A 19184-nucleotide genomic window follows, 5' to 3' on the forward strand; every position below is an offset into this window, starting at 1 on the left:
GTTCACGCCGCATCCGGCATAATAAAAGTACTTTGTCATCAATAATTTGAAAGGCGCTTTGGCGCCTTTATTTTTTGGGAAAAACAAATGGCTACAGCACTTGTGACCGGTGGCAGTCGCGGCATCGGGCGGGCAACTGCATTACTGTTGGCGCAAGAAGGGTATACGGTGGCGGTTAATTATCAACAAAACCTCCACGCGGCGCAGGAAGTGGTGAACTTAATCACGCAAGCCGGTGGCAAGGCATTTGCACTCCAGGCGGATATCAGCGACGAAAACCAGGTCGTCGCGATGTTTACAGCAATCGATCAGCACGATGAACCGCTAGCCGCGCTGGTCAATAACGCCGGGATCTTGTTTACCCAGTGCACCGTAGAAAACCTTACCGCAGAGCGAATCAACCGGGTACTTTCTACCAACGTAACGGGATATTTTCTCTGCTGCCGCGAGGCGGTAAAACGCATGGCGTTTAAAAATGGTGGCAGTGGCGGCGCTATCGTCAATGTCTCTTCGGTAGCCTCACGGTTGGGTTCGCCGGGGGAATATGTTGATTACGCGGCATCGAAAGGGGCGATTGATACGTTAACCACCGGACTATCGCTGGAAGTTGCCGCGCAGGGGATCCGCGTTAACGGCGTGCGGCCAGGGTTTATTTATACCGAAATGCACGCCAGCGGCGGTGAACCCGGACGCGTAGATCGCGTCAAGTCGAACATCCCCATGCAACGCGGTGGACAGGCGGAGGAGGTCGCGCAGGCCATCGTCTGGCTGTTAAGTGATAAAGCCTCTTATGTCACGGGAAGTTTTATCGATTTGGCGGGTGGAAAATAAAACAGGAAAGTTATCTGACCGGATGCAACGAGTATTGCATCCGGTACTTCATCGACTTAAAGCTTCTCGCCGTTGCTGGCAATTACCTCTTTGTACCAGTTAAAGCTCTTCTTACGTGAACGCGACATATCGCCAGTACCGTCGTCATGTTTATTCACATAGATAAAGCCGTAGCGTTTGCTGTACTGTCCGGTGGTGAACGACACACAGTCGATGCAGCCCCACGGGGTGTAGCCCATCAGATCTACGCCATCGTAAGTCACCGCTTTTTTCATCTCTTCAATATGGGCGCGCAGGTAATCAATGCGGTAGTCGTCGTTGATGCTGCCGTCTTCTTCCACTTTGTCGTAAGCGCCAAAACCGTTTTCGACAATAAACAGCGGCTTCTGATAACGCTCATACAGTTCGCAAAGTGCGTAACGCAGACCCACAGGATCAATCTGCCAGCCCCAGTCAGATGCTTTAACATACGGGTTCGGTACGCTGCCTTCAAAACCAGAGATCGCATCGCCGGTGCCGCCTTCGGCCTTCACTGCGTTGGTCATGTAATAGCTGAAACCAAGATAATCGCAGGTGCCTTCACGCAGTACATCCAGATCGCCGTCTTCCATTTTGATGTTAAATCCGCGACGCTCCCACTCGTTCAATACATAGGACGGGTAATAGCCACGCAGCTGCACATCGGTAAAGACGTAGCGCTCGCGCATCGACTCCTGAGCGAACATCACATCGTCCGGGTTACAGGAGTAAGGATAGAGCGGCACCATCGCCAGCATACAACCGACTTTCATGTCCGGGTTGATGCGATGCGCGGCTTTCACCGCCAGGGCGCTGGCGACAAACTGATGATGCAGCACCTGATACATCGTCTCTTCCGGGTTTTCATGCTCGGTATACACCACGCCGGAGCAGCAGTAACCGAACAGCGGCGCACGCCAGTTACGCTGGTTGTTAATTTCGTTGAAGGTCATCCAGTATTTGACTTTGTGCTTATAGCGTTCAAATACCACTTCCGCGAAACGCACAAAGAAGTCAACCACTTTACGGTTGGTCCAGCTACCGTATTGCTGCACCAGATGCAGCGGCATTTCAAAGTGGGAGAGGGTGATCACCGGTTCGATGTTGTATTTCAGCAGTTCATCGAACATATCATCGTAGAACTTCAGCCCTTCTTCGTTTGGCTGAACTTCATCGCCTTTTGGAAAAATGCGTGTCCAGGCGATGGAAGTCCGAAAACATTTGAAGCCCATTTCGGCAAATAGTTTGATGTCTTCCTTGTAGTGACCATAAAAATCAACGGCTTCATGGTTCGGATAGTATTTGCCCGGCAAGACTTCTTTGGTGATTTCGCGCGGCACGCCGTGTGCGCCACCAGTCAGTACGTCACAAATACTCGGCCCTTTGCCGCCTTTGTTCCAGCCGCCTTCGACCTGATGAGCGGCTACTGCGCCGCCCCATAAGAAATCTTTCGGTAAGGTGAGTTTTTTCACTATCATAGGCTCCAAATGAGTCAATTCTTACAGGAAATAGTACCATGCAGCCAAACGACATCACTTTTTTTCAACGTTTCCAGGATGACATTCTGGCTGGGCGTAAAACCATCACCATCCGCGACGAGTCTGAATCGCACTTTAAAACGGGCGATGTGCTTCGCGTCGGGCGCTTTGAAGATAACGGCTATTTTTGCACCATTGAAGTTATCGCAACTTCAACCGTAACGCTGGATACTCTCACAGAAAAACATGCACAACAGGAAAATATGACTCTGGCTGAACTGAAAACGGTCATTACCGATATCTATCCCGGTCAGACACAGTTTTATGTAATTGAATTTAAATGCCTTTAAGTTGAACTCACGCCTGTTAGTTGAAATTTCATATTTAATTTCATGATTTTTCGGAGATTACTCTCAAATCAGAATTTATTTTAGCTAACAGGTGTTCACTGGAACTATTCTCAGTTACGCTGGAGAAGTGTTCACGTGCGTGTACGTTTCTCCGGAGTAAGTTATGGTTCAGAAGCCTCTCATTAAGCAGGGATATTCGCTGGCAGAGGAAATTGCCAACAGCATCAGTCACGGCATTGGGTTGGTGTTTGGTATCGTTGGGCTGGTGTTGCTACTGGTTCAGGCGGTGGATCTCAATGCCAGTGCCACAGCGATAACCAGTTACAGCCTCTATGGCGGCAGTATGATCCTGCTGTTCCTCGCTTCGACGCTTTATCACGCCATTCCTCATCAACGGGCAAAAATGTGGCTGAAGAAATTTGACCACTGCGCTATTTACTTGTTGATAGCCGGAACCTACACGCCGTTTTTGCTGGTGGGGCTGGATTCTCCGTTAGCGCGCGGGTTGATGATTGTTATCTGGAGCCTGGCATTGCTGGGGATTCTGTTCAAACTGACCATCGCGCACCGATTCAAAATTTTATCTCTGGTGACATATCTGGCGATGGGCTGGCTGTCGCTGGTGGTAATTTATGAAATGGCAGTTAAGCTCGCGGCGGGCAGCGTTACCTTACTGGCGGTAGGCGGCGTGGTTTACTCGCTTGGGGTGATTTTCTACGTCTGCAAACGCATCCCCTACAACCACGCCATCTGGCACGGCTTTGTACTCGGCGGTAGTGTGTGCCATTTCCTGGCGATCTATTTGTATATTGGGCAGCCGTAATGGCTGTGCCTTTGTCGGCCTGAAAAGACACACAAGTGTCGCTTCAGGCATTGGAGCGCAACTGCCGGATGCGGCGTGAACGCCTTATCCAGCCTACGGGCCGCTTCCCACTTGTGAAAAAGGCACCAAGTCCCAGGCCTGATAAGACGCACCAGCGTCGCATCAGGCATCGGAGTACAACTGCCGGATGCGGCGTGAACGCCTTATCCGGCCTTGTATTATCCCTCCAGTGCAGAGAAAATTGGCCAGTTTTCTCTGCCTGCAGTCCGCATGCCGTATCCGGCCTTGGGTTCTAACCTGCGCGGTAGATTTATGCAGCGGACTGCCTTTCTCCCAAAGTGATAAACCGGACAGTATCATGGACCGGTTTTCCCGGTAATCCGTATTTGCAAGCTTGGTTTCACTATGGAACATGAACTTCATTATATTGGTATCGACACCGCTAAAGAGAAACTGGATGTCGATGTGTTGCGCCCTGATGGTCGTCATCGCACCAAAAAATTCGCTAACACCACTAAAGGGCACGATGAGCTGGTGAGCTGGCTGAAAGGCCACAAGATTGACCATGCGCATATCTGCATCGAGGCGACCGGCACCTATATGGAACCTGTCGCTGAGTGCCTTTACGATGCAGGCTACATCGTGTCAGTCATTAATCCTGCACTGGGTAAAGCTTTCGCTCAGAGTGAAGGACTGCGTAACAAGACTGATACCGTTGATGCGCGCATGCTGGCAGAGTTCTGTCGTCAGAAGCGCCCTGCGGCCTGGGAAGCGCCTCACCCGCTTGAACGCGCGTTGCGTGCCCTGGTAGTACGCCACCAGGCGCTGACAGATATGCACACGCAGGAACTGAATCGCACTGAAACGGCGCGGGAAGTCCAGAGGCCGAGCATTGATGCTCACCTTCTGTGGCTTGAAGCAGAGCTGAAGCGTCTTGAGAAGCAGATAAAAGACCTGACAGACGATGATCCGGATATGAAACACCGCAGGAAACTGCTGGAAAGTATCCCGGGTATCGGAGAGAAAACATCTGCGGTATTGCTGGCTTATATCGGTCTGAAGGACCGCTTCACCCATGCCAGACAGTTCGCCGCTTTTGCGGGTCTGACACCACGCCGTTATGAATCAGGCAGTAGTGTGAGAGGGGTAAGCCGGTTGAGTAAAGCCGGACATGTGTCGCTTCGCAGGGCGTTGTATATGCCCGCAATGGTAGCCACCAGTAAGACTGAGTGGGGACGGGCGTTCCGCGACCGTCTGGCGGCTAATGGCAAGAAAGGAAAAGTGATTCTCGGCGCGATGATGCGCAAGCTGGCACAGGTGACGTATGGAGTGCTGAAGTCAGGGGTGCCGTTCGATGCGGCACGGCATAATCCGGTAGCGGCGTAAAAATCGCGGAAGGGATGAAACAACAGCGCCTGACGGCGCTGTGTCTGGCATGCCTGCAATCCGGGAGACTGGACCAGGAAAAAACTTGCAGGCCGTAACAGTATCTACGGGCCGCTTCCCACTTGTGAAAAAGGCACCAAGTTGAAGGTTTGATAAGACACGCCAGCGTCGCATCAGGCATCGGAGTACAACTGCCGGATGCGGCGTGAACGCCTTATCCGGCCTACGGGGCGCTTCCCATTTGTGAAAAAGGCACCAAGTCCCAGGCCTGATAAGACACGCCAGCGTCGCATCCGGCAATAGATGCCCGAAGCGATACAGCGATTTACTCTTCCAGCGAATACGGCAGCGGCTCGATATGCAGTGTATTCGCATCGTCACGCACGCGGAAGATGCTGTCCGGTTCCATATCGTTATTCATGACGACCTGAACCACGACCTGACCATCTTCCAGTTTTACCGCAGCCAGCACCGTACCGGTACGACGCCAGTTTTCGCCCATTTTCAGCTCTAAGTTTTCACCAGCGACCGGCAAACGGCTGGCACTACCTGTCAGCAACCAGAGCGCGCGTTTGTTGGCTCCGCGGAACTTAGCTCGTGCCACCATCTCTTGTCCGGTATAGCAGCCTTTCTTAAAACTGATACCGCCGAGCGCCTGAAGGTTAGTTGCCTGCGGGATAAACTGCCCGCTGTTAGCAGCGTCAATAACAGGGAAACCCGCTTCAATGTTTAATGCCAGCCACTGTTGGCTATTGTTCAGTTCCGCTTCACCGCGCAGTTTATCGGTCAAAGTATTAGCGGTAGCTTCATCGGTTACGATCAGAAAACGTTCTGCCGGATGTTCAAACCATAGCAGTGTGGTCGCACCTTCTCTGACTACCTGTTTTTCCTTCGAAGGCATTTCGCTGAAGAGGTTTTCCAGCGCGGCGCGTGCCTGAAAACCGGCAACACCGAGCAGCACGCGTTCATCGTCCGGCACGATGGTCACTTTAGAAAACACCGCATATTTTTTCAGTTCAGTCAGCTGCGAATCACGCACGCTGCGGCGTTCAATCCACGCAAAGCCGTCGCCGTCGCGGAACAGACGCAAATTGCTCCACATTTTACCTTTGGCGTCGCAATGCGCGGCGAGCAAATGCTGGTCTTCTGTCACCTGGCTGACGTCTGCTGTCACCTGACCCTGCATATATTTTTCGCTGTCCGCGCCAGTAATGGTGGCAAGCGCCCAGTCATCAAGCGTCATCAGCGTCAGTGGTAAACGGGCAGAAGCCGTAGGCTGACGGGGAGGAAAAGGTGTAAAAGCCATAATGGAGTCCTGTGTAACAAACGGCGTATTAATGACTAATGGTAAAAGAGCTATGAGGCAATGCAAGTGCTTTCACTACGCGATCTGTGCCTTCTGATATGCTTTGCGAGGCGACATCCAAAAAAATGAAGCCATTGAATTGTTGCGGATTAATTTCGCGATCGCGATTGTGTTTACCGATATTCCCGCAAAAGAAGTCGAAAAACACGTTACAATAGCCTGGTACTGGATTTTCGTGAGACAGGAAGAAGATGGACATTAACAACAAAGCCCGCATTCATTGGGCATGCCGCCGTGGTATGCGCGAACTCGATATTTCAATCATGCCGTTTTTCGAACATGAGTACGACAGCTTAAGTGATGACGAAAAACGCATCTTTATTCGTCTGCTGGAATGCGACGACCCGGACCTGTTCAACTGGCTGATGAATCACGGTAAACCGGCCGATGCAGAACTGGAAATGATGGTCCGACTCATCCAGACACGGAACCGGGAACGTGGTCCTGTGGCAATCTGATCTGCGCGTCTCCTGGCGCGCACAGTGGCTTTCCTTGCTGATTCATGGGCTGGTTGCCGCTGTTATTTTACTCATGCCCTGGCCGCTCAGTTACACCCCGTTATGGATGGTGTTGCTTTCGCTGGTGGTGTTTGATTGCGTTCGCAGCCAGCGGCGTATTAATGCTCGTCAGGGGGAGATTCGCCTGTTGATGGACGGGCGTTTGCGTTGGCAAGGGCAGGAGTGGAGCATCGTCAAAGCGCCGTGGATGATTAAAAGCGGCATGATGCTGCGTTTACGTTCTGACAGCGGTAAACGGCAGCATTTATGGCTGGCAGCTGACAGCATGGACGAAGCCGAATGGCGGGATTTACGGCGAATTTTGTTGCAACAAGAGACGCAAAGGTAAACATGACGGCAACGCTAATGCGCAAAGCCGTCAGTCACATCAGGCGTAATACTCTGCCATTTCGTTAAGGATTTGCTCACACCAGCTCTGAATACGCTCGTCGCTAAGGTCATACTGGTTAGTTTCATCCAGCGCCAGACCCACGAACAGCTGTCCGTCAGCAATCACCGGTTTCGGGCTGGTAAATTCATATCCTTCCGTTGGCCAGTAGCCGACGAACTTCACGCCTTTGGTCGAGAGTTTGTCATGCAGCATGCCGAGCGCATCAAGGAACCACTCGCCGTATCCCAGCTGATCGCCAAGCCCATATAACGCAACAATTTTACCGTCGAGATTCAGGTCGTCGAGCTGATCCCAGACGGCTTCCCAGTCTTCCTGGATTTCGCCAAAATCCCAGGTCGGGATACCCAGAATGAGCACATCGTACTGCTCCATTAATTTCGGGGAGTCGTCCTTGAGGTTATGTAAGGTCACCAGTTCTGGGCCGATAATATCGCGGATTTTTTCCGCCGCCATTTCGGTGTAACAGGTGCTGGAACCGTAAAAAAGACCCATATTCATAACGTAAGCTTCTCGATTCTGCTGTGGCTTTTGCGGCTAGTGTATCAGAATCGCTTTAGTCACGGCACAATAAGGCATAATGGATCAAACGAGTAACGATAAGGGGCGCAAGTGAAACAAGATCTGGCACGCATCGAGCAGTTTCTGGATGCCCTGTGGCTGGAAAAAAATCTCGCCGAAAATACGTTGAACGCATACCGTCGCGATCTGTCAATGATGGTGGAGTGGTTGCATCATCGTGGGCTGACGCTGGCAACGGCACAAAGTGACGATTTGCAGGCATTACTGGCAGAACGGCTGGAGGGCGGGTATAAAGCCACCAGTTCAGCGCGTTTGCTGAGTGCAGTGCGCCGATTGTTCCAGTATCTTTATCGCGAAAAATTTCGTGAAGACGATCCCAGTGCGCATCTGGCTTCGCCGAAATTGCCCCAGCGTTTGCCGAAAGATTTAAGCGAAGCGCAGGTTGAAAGATTATTACAGGCACCTTTAGTCGATCAGCCTCTGGAGCTTCGCGATAAAGCGATGCTCGAAGTGCTGTATGCTACCGGGCTGCGTGTCTCGGAACTGGTTGGGCTGACAATGAGCGACATTAGTCTGCGCCAGGGCGTGGTACGGGTCATTGGTAAAGGCAACAAAGAGCGTCTTGTGCCGTTAGGTGAAGAGGCGGTCTACTGGCTGGAAAACTATCTGGAACACGGGCGACCATGGCTATTGAACGGTGTGTCGATTGACGTGCTGTTTCCCAGCCAGCGCGCTCAGCAGATGACGCGCCAGACCTTTTGGCACCGCATTAAACATTATGCCGTGCTGGCGGGTATCGATAGCGAAAAGCTGTCACCGCATGTGTTGCGTCATGCCTTTGCCACTCATTTGTTAAATCATGGTGCGGACCTACGCGTGGTGCAGATGTTGTTGGGCCATAGCGATCTCTCCACCACGCAAATTTATACGCATGTCGCTACCGAGCGTCTGCGGCAACTTCATCAACAGCATCACCCACGGGCGTGATGTCTGAAAAGAACGGGAAGATTTATGAAGAAAGGTTTTATGTTGTTTACTTTTTTGGCGGCGTTTTCAGGCTTTGTTCAGGCGGATGACGCGGCAATTCAACAAACGTTAGCCAAAATGGGCATCAAAAGCAGCGATATTCAGCCCGCACCCGTGGCTGGCATGAAGACAGTTCTGACTAACAGCGGTGTGTTGTACATCACCGATGATGGTAAACATATCATTCAGGGGCCAATGTATGACGTTAGTGGCACGGCTCCGGTCAATGTCACCAATAAGATGCTGTTAAAGCAACTGAACGCGCTTGAAAAAGATATGATTGTTTATAAAGCGCCGCAGGAAAAACACGTCATCACCGTGTTCACCGATATTACTTGTGGCTACTGCCACAAGCTGCATGAGCAGATGGCAGACTACAACGCGCTGGGGATCACCGTGCGTTATCTCGCTTTCCCGCGCCAGGGGTTGGAGAGCCAGGCTGAGCAACAAATGAAAGCCATCTGGTGTGCGAAAGATAAAAACAAAGCGTTTGATGATGTGATGGCGGGTAAAAGCGTCGCGCCAGCCAGTTGCGACGTGGATATTGCCAACCATTACGCGCTTGGCGTCCAGCTTGGCGTCAGTGGTACTCCGGCAATTGTGCTGAGCAACGGTACTCTGGTGCCGGGCTACCAGCCGCCGAAAGACATGAAAGAATTCCTCGACGAACACCAGAAAATGACCAGCGGTAAATAATTCGCGTGAAACAACAGATAAAACTTCGTCGCCGTGAAATCGATGAAACGGCAGACCTGCCTGCTGATCTGCCGCCCTTGCTGCGTCGTTTATACGCCAGCCGGGGCGTGCGTAGCGCGCAGGAACTGGAACGCGGTGTTAAAGGGATGCTGCCCTGGCAGCAACTGAGCGGCGTCGAAAAGGCCGTTGAGATCCTTTACAACGCTTTTCGCGAAGGAACGCGGATAATTGTGGTCGGAGATTTCGACGCCGATGGCGCCACCAGTACCGCCCTTAGCGTGCTGGCGATGCGTTCGCTTGGCTGCGCCAACATCGACTTCCTGGTGCCGAACCGTTTTGAAGACGGTTATGGCTTAAGTCCGGAAGTGGTTGAGCAAGCGCATGCCCGTGGTGCGCAGTTGATTGTGACGGTGGATAACGGCATTTCCTCTCACGCGGGCGTTGAACACGCTCGCACGCTGGGCATTCCGGTTATTGTTACCGATCACCATTTGCCGGGCGATACGTTACCCGCGGCGGAAGCCATTATTAACCCTAACTTGCGTGACTGCGGCTTTCCATCGAAGTCACTGGCAGGCGTAGGCGTCGCATTTTATCTGATGCTGGCGCTGCGCACTTTTTTGCGCGATCAGGGCTGGTTTGATGACCGTGGCATCGCAATCCCTAATCTGGCGGAATTGCTGGATCTGGTGGCGCTCGGGACGGTGGCGGACGTGGTGCCGCTGGATGCGAATAACCGTATCCTGACCTGGCAGGGGATGAGTCGCATCCGCGCCGGGAAGTGCCGCCCAGGGATTAAAGCGCTGCTGGAAGTGGCAAACCGCGATCCGCAAAAACTCGCCGCCAGCGATTTAGGTTTTGCGCTGGGGCCACGTCTCAATGCTGCCGGGCGACTGGATGATATGTCCGTCGGAGTGGCGCTTTTACTGTGCGACAACATCGGCGAAGCGCGTGTGTTGGCAAATGAACTCGATGCGCTAAACCAGACGCGCAAAGAGATTGAACAGGGAATGCAGGTTGAGGCGCTGACTCTGTGCGAGAAACTGGAGCGAAGTCGCGACACGCTGCCCGGCGGGCTGGCAATGTATCATCCTGAATGGCATCAGGGGGTTGTCGGTATTCTGGCTTCGCGGATTAAAGAGCGTTTTCACCGTCCGGTTATTGCGTTTGCGCCAGCGGGAGACGGTACGTTAAAAGGTTCTGGACGCTCCATTCAGGGGCTGCATATGCGCGATGCGCTGGAGCGCTTAGACACGCTCTATCCGGGCATGATGCTCAAGTTTGGCGGCCATGCGATGGCGGCAGGCCTGTCGCTGGAAGAGGATAAATTCGAACTTTTTCAGCAACGCTTTGGCGAACTGGTTACCGAGTGGCTGGACCCCGCATTATTACAGGGTGAAGTCGTCTCCGACGGCCCGTTAAGCGCTGAAGAGATGACCATGGAAGTGGCGCAGCTGCTACGTGATGCTGGCCCGTGGGGGCAGATGTTCCCGGAACCACTGTTTGATGGCCATTTCCGCCTGCTGCAACAGCGGTTGGTAGGCGAGCGTCATTTGAAGGTGATGGTCGAACCGGTCGGCGGCGGTCCACTGCTGGATGGTATTGCTTTTAATGTCGATACCGCCCTCTGGCCGGATAACGGCGTGCGCGAAGTGCAACTTGCGTACAAGCTCGATATCAACGAGTTTCGTGGCAACCGCAGCCTGCAAATTATCATCGACAATATCTGGCCAATTTAGCGTCATCTTCTCTATAAAAAAGAGCGTGGATTCGGTACAATCCCGCTCTTATCACCGCATTTTGACTAGCTCAATAAAAGAAATCAGACCATGTTTGAAATTAATCCGGTAAATAATCGCATTCAGGACCTCACGGAACGCTCCGACGTTCTTAGGGGGTATCTTTGACTATGACGCCAAGAAAGAGCGTCTGGAAGAAGTAAACGCCGAGCTGGAACAGCCGGATGTCTGGAACGAACCCGAACGCGCACAGGCGCTGGGTAAAGAGCGTTCCTCCCTCGAAGCCGTTGTCGACACCCTCGACCAAATGAAACAGGGGCTGGAAGATGTTTCTGGTCTGCTGGAACTGGCTGTAGAAGCTGACGACGAAGAAACCTTTAATGAAGCCGTTGCTGAACTCGATGCCCTGGAAGAAAAACTGGCGCAGCTTGAGTTCCGCCGTATGTTCTCTGGCGAATATGACAGCGCCGACTGCTACCTCGATATTCAGGCGGGGTCTGGCGGTACGGAAGCACAGGACTGGGCGAGCATGCTTGAGCGTATGTATCTGCGCTGGGCGGAATCGCGCGGTTTCAAAACTGAAATCATCGAAGAGTCGGAAGGTGAAGTGGCGGGTATTAAATCCGTGACTATCAAAATCTCCGGCGATTACGCTTACGGCTGGCTGCGTACAGAAACCGGCGTTCACCGCCTGGTGCGTAAGAGCCCGTTTGACTCCGGCGGTCGTCGCCACACGTCGTTCAGCTCCGCGTTTGTTTACCCGGAAGTTGATGATGATATTGATATCGAAATCAACCCAGCTGATCTGCGCATCGACGTCTATCGTGCATCCGGCGCGGGTGGCCAGCACGTTAACCGTACCGAATCTGCGGTGCGTATTACTCACATCCCGACCGGGATCGTGACCCAGTGCCAGAACGACCGTTCCCAGCACAAGAACAAAGACCAGGCCATGAAGCAGATGAAAGCGAAGCTTTATGAACTGGAGATGCAGAAGAAGAATGCCGAGAAACAGGCGATGGAAGACACCAAGTCCGACATCGGCTGGGGCAGCCAGATTCGTTCTTATGTCCTTGATGACTCCCGCATTAAAGATCTGCGCACCGGGGTAGAAACCCGCAACACGCAGGCAGTGCTGGACGGCAGCCTGGATCAATTTATCGAAGCAAGTTTGAAAGCAGGGTTATGAGGAACCAACATGTCTGAACAACACGCACAGGGCGCTGACGCGGTAGTCGATCTTAACAATGAACTGAAAACGCGTCGTGAGAAGCTGGCGAACCTGCGCGAGCAGGGGATTGCCTTCCCGAACGATTTCCGTCGCGATCATACCTCTGACCAATTGCACGCAGAATTCGACGGTAAAGAGAACGAAGAACTGGAAGCGCTGAACATCGAAGTTGCCGTTGCTGGCCGCATGATGACCCGCCGTATTATGGGTAAAGCGTCTTTCGTTACCCTGCAGGACGTTGGCGGTCGCATTCAGCTGTACGTTGCCCGTGACGATCTGCCGGAAGGCGTTTACAACGAGCAGTTCAAAAAATGGGACCTCGGCGACATCCTCGGCGCGAAAGGTAAGCTGTTCAAAACCAAAACCGGCGAACTGTCTATCCACTGTACCGAGCTGCGTCTGCTGACCAAAGCACTGCGTCCGCTGCCGGATAAATTCCACGGCTTGCAGGATCAGGAAGCGCGCTATCGTCAGCGTTATTTGGATCTCATCTCTAACGATGAATCCCGTAACACCTTTAAAGTGCGTTCGCAAATTCTGTCCGGTATTCGCCAGTTCATGGTGAACCGCGGCTTTATGGAAGTTGAAACGCCGATGATGCAGGTGATCCCTGGCGGTGCCGCTGCGCGTCCGTTCATCACCCACCATAACGCGCTGGATCTCGACATGTACCTGCGTATCGCGCCGGAACTGTACCTCAAGCGTCTGGTGGTCGGTGGCTTCGAGCGTGTATTCGAAATCAACCGTAACTTCCGTAACGAAGGTATTTCCGTACGTCATAACCCAGAGTTCACCATGATGGAACTCTATATGGCTTACGCGGATTACAAAGATCTGATCGAGCTGACCGAATCGCTGTTCCGTACTCTGGCACAGGATATTCTCGGTAAGACGGAAGTGACCTACGGCGACGTGACGCTGGACTTCGGTAAACCGTTCGAAAAACTGACCATGCGTGAAGCGATCAAGAAATATCGCCCGGAAACCGATATGGCGGATCTGGACAACTTCGACTCTGCAAAAGCGATTGCTGAATCTATCGGCATCCACGTTGAGAAGAGCTGGGGTCTGGGCCGTATCGTTACCGAGATCTTCGAAGAAGTGGCAGAAGCACATCTGATTCAGCCGACCTTCATTACTGAATATCCGGCAGAAGTTTCTCCGCTGGCGCGTCGTAACGACGTTAACCCGGAAATCACTGACCGCTTTGAGTTCTTTATCGGTGGTCGTGAAATCGGTAACGGCTTTAGCGAGCTGAACGATGCAGAAGATCAGGCGCAGCGTTTCCTGGATCAGGTTGCAGCGAAAGATGCAGGCGACGACGAAGCAATGTTCTACGACGAAGATTACGTCACCGCACTGGAACATGGTTTGCCGCCGACAGCAGGTCTGGGTATTGGTATCGACCGTATGGTTATGCTGTTCACCAACAGCCATACCATCCGCGACGTTATTCTGTTCCCGGCGATGCGTCCGGTAAAATAAGCATTACGTTATGCTCACAACCCCGGCAAATGTCGGGGTTATGACTGTTGGCAAATGCAAAATTGCCTGATGCGCTACGCTTATCAGGCCTACATCGCCTCTGCAATATATTGCATTTTCACGATTTTGTAGGCCAGATAAGGCGTTCACGCCGCATCCGGCATAAAACAGCGAGCACATTGTCAGCAATCTGTTACCTCGGCAACCGTCGGAGTTTTTTTATTTAATCTGGGTAAATACAGATAATCGTTTTCTGGCTTCGTGATTTGCCGCCTGCATCACCATCCACGGACTAAACGCCCACGGCGTAGCATCAATAGCGCGCAAAACATCTGATAAATCACACCATTGATAATCCATCACTTCATCACCGTTGGGCTGTAACGCGCTGGTAATTCGTGCGGCAAAGACTGGACACATTTCATTTTCGACAATGCCATTCGGGTCAGTGGCGCGATAGTGGAAGTCTGGATAAACCGATTCGGGTGACGTTATTTCCACGCCCAGTTCATAGCGGCAACGGCGGATTACCGCCTCTTCATTGCTTTCGCCCAGTTGCGGATGACCGCACACCGAGTTAGTCCACACGCCTGGCCACGCTTTTTTGCTTAGTGCGCGGCGGGTAACCAGCAGTTGTCCCTTAGCATTAAATAGCCAGCAGGAGAACGCGAGATGTAAGGGGGTGTCTGCCGTGTGTGCGGCATATTTTTCCAGCGTACCCGAGGGGACTCCCTGTGCATTCAGTAAAATGACGTGTTCCGTTTGCATAATTTCTCACATGTAATTCTAATCACTCGTCATTATAGATAACTGAAGAGTCAAATGATTAACCAAGTGAGTGTTTATCGGCATCCGCCCGTTTTGAACGGATGCTGACAGAGAAAGGTCATTTAAAAAAGCAGCATCATATATTTGAAGCGACTTTCAATAGCCATTGCCACGCAGTCAGAAATGACAGGAATGGAGATCATTAAGAGTAATAACAGACTGAATATAGTGCGTATTAATAGGTTCATATCATTCACCATGCTCATTTTTCTTTAGCTTGCGCATCAAAAGCCACATACGCACTGTTCTGACTTTTAAATCTTTATCAGAGACAGATTCCTTCACCAGATCGGCATGATGCTGATAACCATTGAAAAAGACATTCAGCACCACCGCGCTGATAGTCGCCAACATAATGCCGCTATGTAACAACGGTTGCAGTACCGCCGGTAACTTAGAAAAGAAATCATGAGAAAGCGTCGGGGTCATACCCACGCCAAGGCTAATAGCCACGATATACAGGTTGTAGCGGTTGGTGGTGTAGTTACAGCGCGACAGAATGCGGATCCCCGTCGCCAGCACCATACCGAACATTACTAATCCTGCACCGCCTAGTACAAATTGCGGAATGGAAGCTACCAGCACCGCCATTTTGGGCACCATCCCGAACATGATTAATATAATCCCGGAAGAGATACACACCCAGCGACTGTGAACGCGCGTCACGCTGACCAGGCCAACGTTTTGCGAAAAGGAAGTATGCGGGAAGCTGTTAAACGTGCCGCCGATCATTGTCCCTATGCCATCTACGCGTAGCCCGCGAATAATGTCTTGTGAAGAAAGTTTTCTACCGACAATTTCCCCCAAGGCCAGGAACATCCCCATCGACTCAATAAATACGATGATTAACACTGCGGTCATGGTCAGAATGGAAACCGGATCGAAAACTGGCGTACCAAACGACATTGGCGTGACAATGGCGAACCACGAAGCATCATTCAGCCCAGACAGATTCACTTCATTCATCATCCACGACAACAAGAAGCCAAATACAATCCCCAGTAATACGGCGACATTGGACATAAATCCTTTGGCGTAACGGGTGATAAGCAAGATGAAAATTAAGACGGCGAAGGAAATGGTTAAATAAACCGGATTGCCATATTGTGGATTCCCTTTACCTCCGGCGGCCCAGTCAATACCCACCTGAATGATGCTAAGCCCGATAGAAGTAATAACCACACCGGTAACCAGTGGCGGAAATAAAGGCATTAAGCGACCAATAAGTGGTGCTAATAGCGTGGTGATAAAACCGGCCGCAATGGTCGCGCCAAAAATCCCCAGCAGGCCGATATCCGGGTTCATCCCAATGGCAATCATTGGCGTTACAGCCGCAAAGGTCACCGACATAATCACCGGCAGGCGGATCCCCATAAAGCGGCCGATACCGATACATTGCAATAATGTGACGATACCGCAGCAAAAGAGATCGGAGCTAATCAGCATTGCGATAGCTTCTTTCGAGAGTCCGAGTCTGTCACCAATCATCAGTGGGACGGCGACTGCGCCTGCGTACATAACAAGGACGTGTTGCAGACCGAGTATGATCAGCTTTCCTGGTGATAATATGCGGTCCACCTCATCCGTTGGGCGGTCTTGCCCCGAAGATGAGGGAATTTGAGAATCTATGGCGCTCATCAGTCTTTCTCCTTTCGCTCGCCAGAGTAAAAAGCAACCGTTTACGTTCACTAAAACTCTTTAATGACATGCTCGTGGGATGCCAGTTTTCACAAGGAGGGGACGTTACAAGATGGAAATGCGGGGGCAATCACATAATCGGGATTAAACCGAGAAAATGAGAATAAAAATAGACAATGAAATTATCTTTAATTTTCTCATATTGATATTTCATTAATCATTCTGGCATGTCGCACTCTCGTATTTAATACTTTTTATCCGTATGGCATTTTTTTGAACGGCGATGTTTAAATCTTGAAAACGGCACAGATTGAGGGGCGATAATTTGATATCTCTCACAAAATTATAATTAAAACTGACTCGTTTCCTCATATATGCCCGTTTATTGCATTGCGACATTTGAGAAGACATAACTCATCAAATGAAAGGGATGCAAATGAACAAGTTTATCGCTGCTGATGCTGCGGAATGTATAGGCTGTCATGCCTGTGAAATTGCCTGTGCGGTGGCTCATAATCAAGAAAACTGGCCGCAGAGTCATGGTGATTTTCGACCCCGTATCCACGTTGTTGGGAAAGGTCTGGCTGCAAATCCAGTGGCTTGCCATCATTGCAACAATGCCCCCTGCGTTACGGCTTGCCCGGTAAATGCCCTGACTTTCCAGCCCGATAGCGTGCAACTGGACGAACAAAAATGCATTGGTTGTAAAAGATGCGCAATCGCTTGCCCCTTTGGGGTAATTGAGATGGTCGATGCTATTGCGCAGAAATGTGACCTTTGTAACCAGCGCAATTCCGGCGCGCAAGCCTGTATTGAAGTCTGCCCAACCCAGGCGTTGCGGCTGATGGATGAGAACGGCTTGCAGCAGATGAAAACGCTGCGACAGCGCAGGACGGCGGATGGAAAAGCATCGGAAAAACCACAATCATCGCGTCGCGAGGCATTGCTCCCTGTCACTCCACGCAAAGGGGCGGATAAAGTTACAGCAAGCGAGCGGAAGACCCACTTTGGCGAAATTTATTGCGGCCTTGATCAAAAACAAGCGGCGTATGAAAGCGACCGTTGTGTCTATTGCGCCGAAAAAGCCAACTGTAACTGGCATTGCCCGCTGCATAACGCTATCCCTGATTACGTCCGCCTGGTGCAGGAAGGGAAGATTATTGAAGCGGCAGAACTCTGCCACCAGACCAGTTCATTACCGGAAATTTGCGGTAGGGTATGTCCGCAGGACCGGCTTTGTGAAGGCGCATGTACTTTAAAAGATCACTCTGGCGCAGTCTCTATCGGTAATCTGGAACGCTATATTACTGATACTGCGCTGGCGATGGGCTGGCGTCCTGATGTCAGCCAGGTTGTTCCCCGCATAGAAAAAGTGGCGGTGATTGGCGCAGGACCCGCGGGACTGGGATGTGCCGACATTCTGGCGAGGGCGGGTGTTCATGTTGATGTCTTTGATCGCCATCCAGAAATTGGCGGTATGCTGACATTTGGCATTCCTCCGTTCAAGCTCGATAAAATGGTATTAAGCCAGCGGCGGGAGATATTCACCGCAATGGGAATCGACTTTCATCTCAACTGTGAAATTGGCCGCGATATCTCTTTCAACGAATTAACGGCGGAATATGATGCTATTTTCCTCGGCGTGGGGACTTACGGCATGATGCGTGCAGATCTGCCGCATGAAGATGCGCCAGGCGTCATTCAGGCGCTACCGTTCCTGACTGCCCATACCCGCCAGCTTATGGGACTGCCGGAGTCTGAAGAGTATCCGCTGACGGATGTTGAAGGTAAACGCGTCGTGGTTTTGGGTGGCGGCGATACGACAATGGATTGTTTGCGCACTTCCATCCGCCTCAATGCTGCCAGCGTGACCTGCGCGTATCGCCGTGATGAAGTCAGTATGCCCGGTTCGCGTAAAGAGGTAGTCAACGCGCGCGAGGAAGGCGTTGAGTTTCAGTTCAATGTTCAGCCGCAATATATTGCTTGTGACGATGATGGGCGTTTAACTGCGGTGGGCCTGATTCGTACCGCAATGGGCGAGCCGGGACCAGATGGGCGCCGTCGTCCACGTCCGGTGGCGGGCTCTGAGTTTGAACTGCCCGCCGATGTTCTGATTATGGCGTTTGGTTTTCAGGCACATGCAATGCCGTGGTTACAGGGGAGTGGAATAAAACTCGATAAATGGGGACGGATTAAAACCGGTGACGCGGGATATTTCGCTACTCAGACGCATCTGAAAAAGGTCTTTGCCGGGGGGGATGCGGTTCATGGTGCGGATCTTGTTGTCACTGCAATGGCGGCAGGACGGCAGGCGGCGCGCGATATGTTAACTATGTTTGATACGAAGGCATCGTGATGAAATCGTTAATTATCGTTAATCCGGCTGACTGTATTGGCTGCCGCACTTGTGAAGTAGCCTGTGTTGTAGCCCATCCGTCAGAGCAGACTTTAAATGCCAGCTTCTTTTTGCCTCGCTTAAAGGTGCAGCGTTTGGATCGAATTAGTGCTCCGGTGATGTGTCACCAGTGCGAAAACGCGCCTTGCGTTGGGGCCTGCCCCGTGCAGGCGCTGACGATGGGTGAGCAGGTGGTGCAGGCAAATTCTGCCCGTTGTATCGGCTGCCAGAGTTGCGTCAGCGCGTGTCCGTTTGGGATGATCACAATTCAAATGTGGCCGGGAAATGTTCGGCCAGAAATCGTGAAATGTGACCTTTGCGAACAGCGGGAAGAGGGGCCGGCTTGCGTTGCATCTTGCCCGACGCAGGCGTTGCAGTTGTTAACCGAAGGAGAACTCAGGCGAGTCCGCCAGCAGCGTATTGCTGCCAGCGGCAATAATCCACTCTGACAAAACTCCGCGCTGTA

19 protein-coding genes and 1 pseudogene are annotated in these 19184 nt (G+C 51.8%); 13 read left to right on the top strand and 7 right to left on the bottom strand.

From position 1 onward, the window contains the following. Nucleotides 1–87: 87 nt before the first annotated feature. Nucleotides 88–831: an SDR family oxidoreductase gene (locus D9741_RS02160; protein ID WP_130217962.1), complete on the top strand. Its 744-nt coding sequence runs from the start codon at nt 88–90 to the stop codon at nt 829–831. 56 nt (nt 832–887) lie between these two features. On the opposite strand, the gene bglA is transcribed toward D9741_RS02160, so the two are convergent. Beyond that, the gene (gene bglA / locus D9741_RS02165; RefSeq protein WP_138159869.1) at nt 888–2321 is read right to left on the bottom strand and encodes a 6-phospho-beta-glucosidase BglA; all 1434 of its coding nucleotides are present in this window, start codon (nt 2319–2321) and stop codon (nt 888–890) included. Between the two features lie 44 nt (nt 2322–2365). Here bglA and yqfB point away from each other — a divergent pair, with 44 nt between their 5' ends. The 3 genes from yqfB (at nt 2366) to D9741_RS02185 (ending at nt 4886) form a co-directional block, all read left to right on the top strand. Then, nucleotides 2366–2677, top strand: a complete 312-nt coding sequence (gene yqfB, locus D9741_RS02170; RefSeq protein ID WP_130217958.1) for a N(4)-acetylcytidine aminohydrolase — start codon at nt 2366–2368, stop codon at nt 2675–2677. 163 nt (nt 2678–2840) lie between these two features. Further along, the gene (locus tag D9741_RS02175; protein ID WP_130217956.1) at nt 2841–3500 is read left to right on the top strand and encodes a hemolysin III family protein; all 660 of its coding nucleotides are present in this window, start codon (nt 2841–2843) and stop codon (nt 3498–3500) included. Nucleotides 3501–3905: 405 nt separating this feature from the next. Then, nucleotides 3906–4886: an IS110-like element IS621 family transposase gene (locus tag D9741_RS02185; protein ID WP_130217952.1), complete on the top strand. Its 981-nt coding sequence runs from the start codon at nt 3906–3908 to the stop codon at nt 4884–4886. Between the two features lie 325 nt (nt 4887–5211). On the opposite strand, the gene ygfZ is transcribed toward D9741_RS02185, so the two are convergent. Further along, nucleotides 5212–6192, bottom strand: a complete 981-nt coding sequence (gene ygfZ / locus D9741_RS02190; protein WP_130217950.1) for a tRNA-modifying protein YgfZ — start codon at nt 6190–6192, stop codon at nt 5212–5214. 251 nt (nt 6193–6443) lie between these two features. Here ygfZ and sdhE point away from each other — a divergent pair, with 251 nt between their 5' ends. Continuing rightward, on the top strand, nt 6444–6710 hold the full coding sequence (gene sdhE, locus D9741_RS02195) for an FAD assembly factor SdhE (RefSeq protein ID WP_000354046.1): 267 nt from the start codon (nt 6444–6446) through the stop codon (nt 6708–6710). Next, a complete protein-coding gene (locus D9741_RS02200; RefSeq protein ID WP_000244781.1) occupies nt 6691–7098 on the top strand; it encodes a protein YgfX in 408 nt (135 codons plus the stop codon). The genes sdhE and D9741_RS02200 overlap by 20 nt, the downstream gene beginning before the upstream one ends. Before the next feature lie 39 nt (nt 7099–7137). Here D9741_RS02200 and fldB read toward each other — a convergent pair whose 3' ends face one another. Continuing rightward, nucleotides 7138–7659 carry a flavodoxin FldB gene (gene fldB, locus D9741_RS02205; RefSeq protein ID WP_130217948.1) on the bottom strand — a complete coding sequence of 174 codons (522 nt, stop codon included), beginning with the start codon at nt 7657–7659 and terminating at the stop codon, nt 7138–7140. Between the two features lie 111 nt (nt 7660–7770). On the opposite strand from fldB, the gene xerD reads away from it, so the two are divergent. From xerD to lysS, 5 genes are all read left to right on the top strand, one after another. Next, nucleotides 7771–8667 carry a site-specific tyrosine recombinase XerD gene (gene xerD, locus D9741_RS02210; protein WP_064529792.1) on the top strand — a complete coding sequence of 299 codons (897 nt, stop codon included), beginning with the start codon at nt 7771–7773 and terminating at the stop codon, nt 8665–8667. A 24-nt stretch (nt 8668–8691) separates the two neighbouring features. Continuing rightward, complete coding sequence (dsbC, locus tag D9741_RS02215; RefSeq protein ID WP_130217946.1) at nt 8692–9402, top strand: bifunctional protein-disulfide isomerase/oxidoreductase DsbC; 711 nt, start codon at nt 8692–8694, stop codon at nt 9400–9402. Nucleotides 9403–9407: 5 nt separating this feature from the next. Then, a complete protein-coding gene (recJ, locus tag D9741_RS02220; RefSeq protein ID WP_130217944.1) occupies nt 9408–11141 on the top strand; it encodes a single-stranded-DNA-specific exonuclease RecJ in 1734 nt (577 codons plus the stop codon). 90 nt (nt 11142–11231) lie between these two features. Further along, nucleotides 11232–12330, top strand: a protein-coding gene (prfB, locus tag D9741_RS02225) for a peptide chain release factor 2 (RefSeq protein WP_096179399.1) whose coding sequence is annotated in 2 segments (ribosomal slippage) — nt 11232–11306 and nt 11308–12330 — 1098 coding nt in all. Because the reading frame shifts where the segments join, the coding sequence is not laid out codon by codon here. Nucleotides 12331–12339: 9 nt separating this feature from the next. Continuing rightward, the gene (gene lysS / locus D9741_RS02230; RefSeq protein ID WP_000003071.1) at nt 12340–13857 is read left to right on the top strand and encodes a lysine--tRNA ligase; all 1518 of its coding nucleotides are present in this window, start codon (nt 12340–12342) and stop codon (nt 13855–13857) included. Nucleotides 13858–13920: 63 nt separating this feature from the next. Here lysS and D9741_RS23745 read toward each other — a convergent pair. The 4 genes and pseudogenes from D9741_RS23745 to uacT all read right to left on the bottom strand — a co-directional run. Continuing rightward, nucleotides 13921–14019 (bottom strand): annotated as a pseudogene (locus tag D9741_RS23745) (hypothetical protein); the annotation flags it as partial. Nucleotides 14020–14076: 57 nt separating this feature from the next. Next, the gene (gene idi / locus D9741_RS02240) at nt 14077–14625 is read right to left on the bottom strand and encodes an isopentenyl-diphosphate Delta-isomerase (protein ID WP_130217942.1); all 549 of its coding nucleotides are present in this window, start codon (nt 14623–14625) and stop codon (nt 14077–14079) included. A gap of 122 nt (nt 14626–14747) precedes the next feature. Further along, nucleotides 14748–14873, bottom strand: a complete 126-nt coding sequence (locus D9741_RS02250; protein WP_130217940.1) for a hypothetical protein — start codon at nt 14871–14873, stop codon at nt 14748–14750. Between the two features lies 1 nt (nt 14874). Further along, nucleotides 14875–16323 carry a urate/proton symporter UacT gene (gene uacT, locus D9741_RS02255; RefSeq protein ID WP_130207816.1) on the bottom strand — a complete coding sequence of 483 codons (1449 nt, stop codon included), beginning with the start codon at nt 16321–16323 and terminating at the stop codon, nt 14875–14877. A gap of 436 nt (nt 16324–16759) precedes the next feature. On the opposite strand from uacT, the gene ygfT reads away from it, so the two are divergent. Together ygfT and D9741_RS02265 are read left to right on the top strand one after the other, a co-directional pair. Beyond that, nucleotides 16760–18679, top strand: a complete 1920-nt coding sequence (ygfT, locus tag D9741_RS02260; RefSeq protein WP_130217938.1) for a formate-dependent uric acid utilization protein YgfT — start codon at nt 16760–16762, stop codon at nt 18677–18679. Continuing rightward, nucleotides 18679–19167, top strand: coding sequence for a 4Fe-4S dicluster domain-containing protein (locus D9741_RS02265; RefSeq protein ID WP_130217936.1), 489 nt, complete (start codon nt 18679–18681; stop codon nt 19165–19167). The genes ygfT and D9741_RS02265 overlap by 1 nt, the downstream gene beginning before the upstream one ends. The last annotated feature ends 17 nt before the right edge of the window (nt 19168–19184 follow it).

This window comes from Escherichia sp. E14V7, from assembly GCF_004212225.1.
GTDB lineage: Bacteria > Pseudomonadota > Gammaproteobacteria > Enterobacterales > Enterobacteriaceae > Escherichia.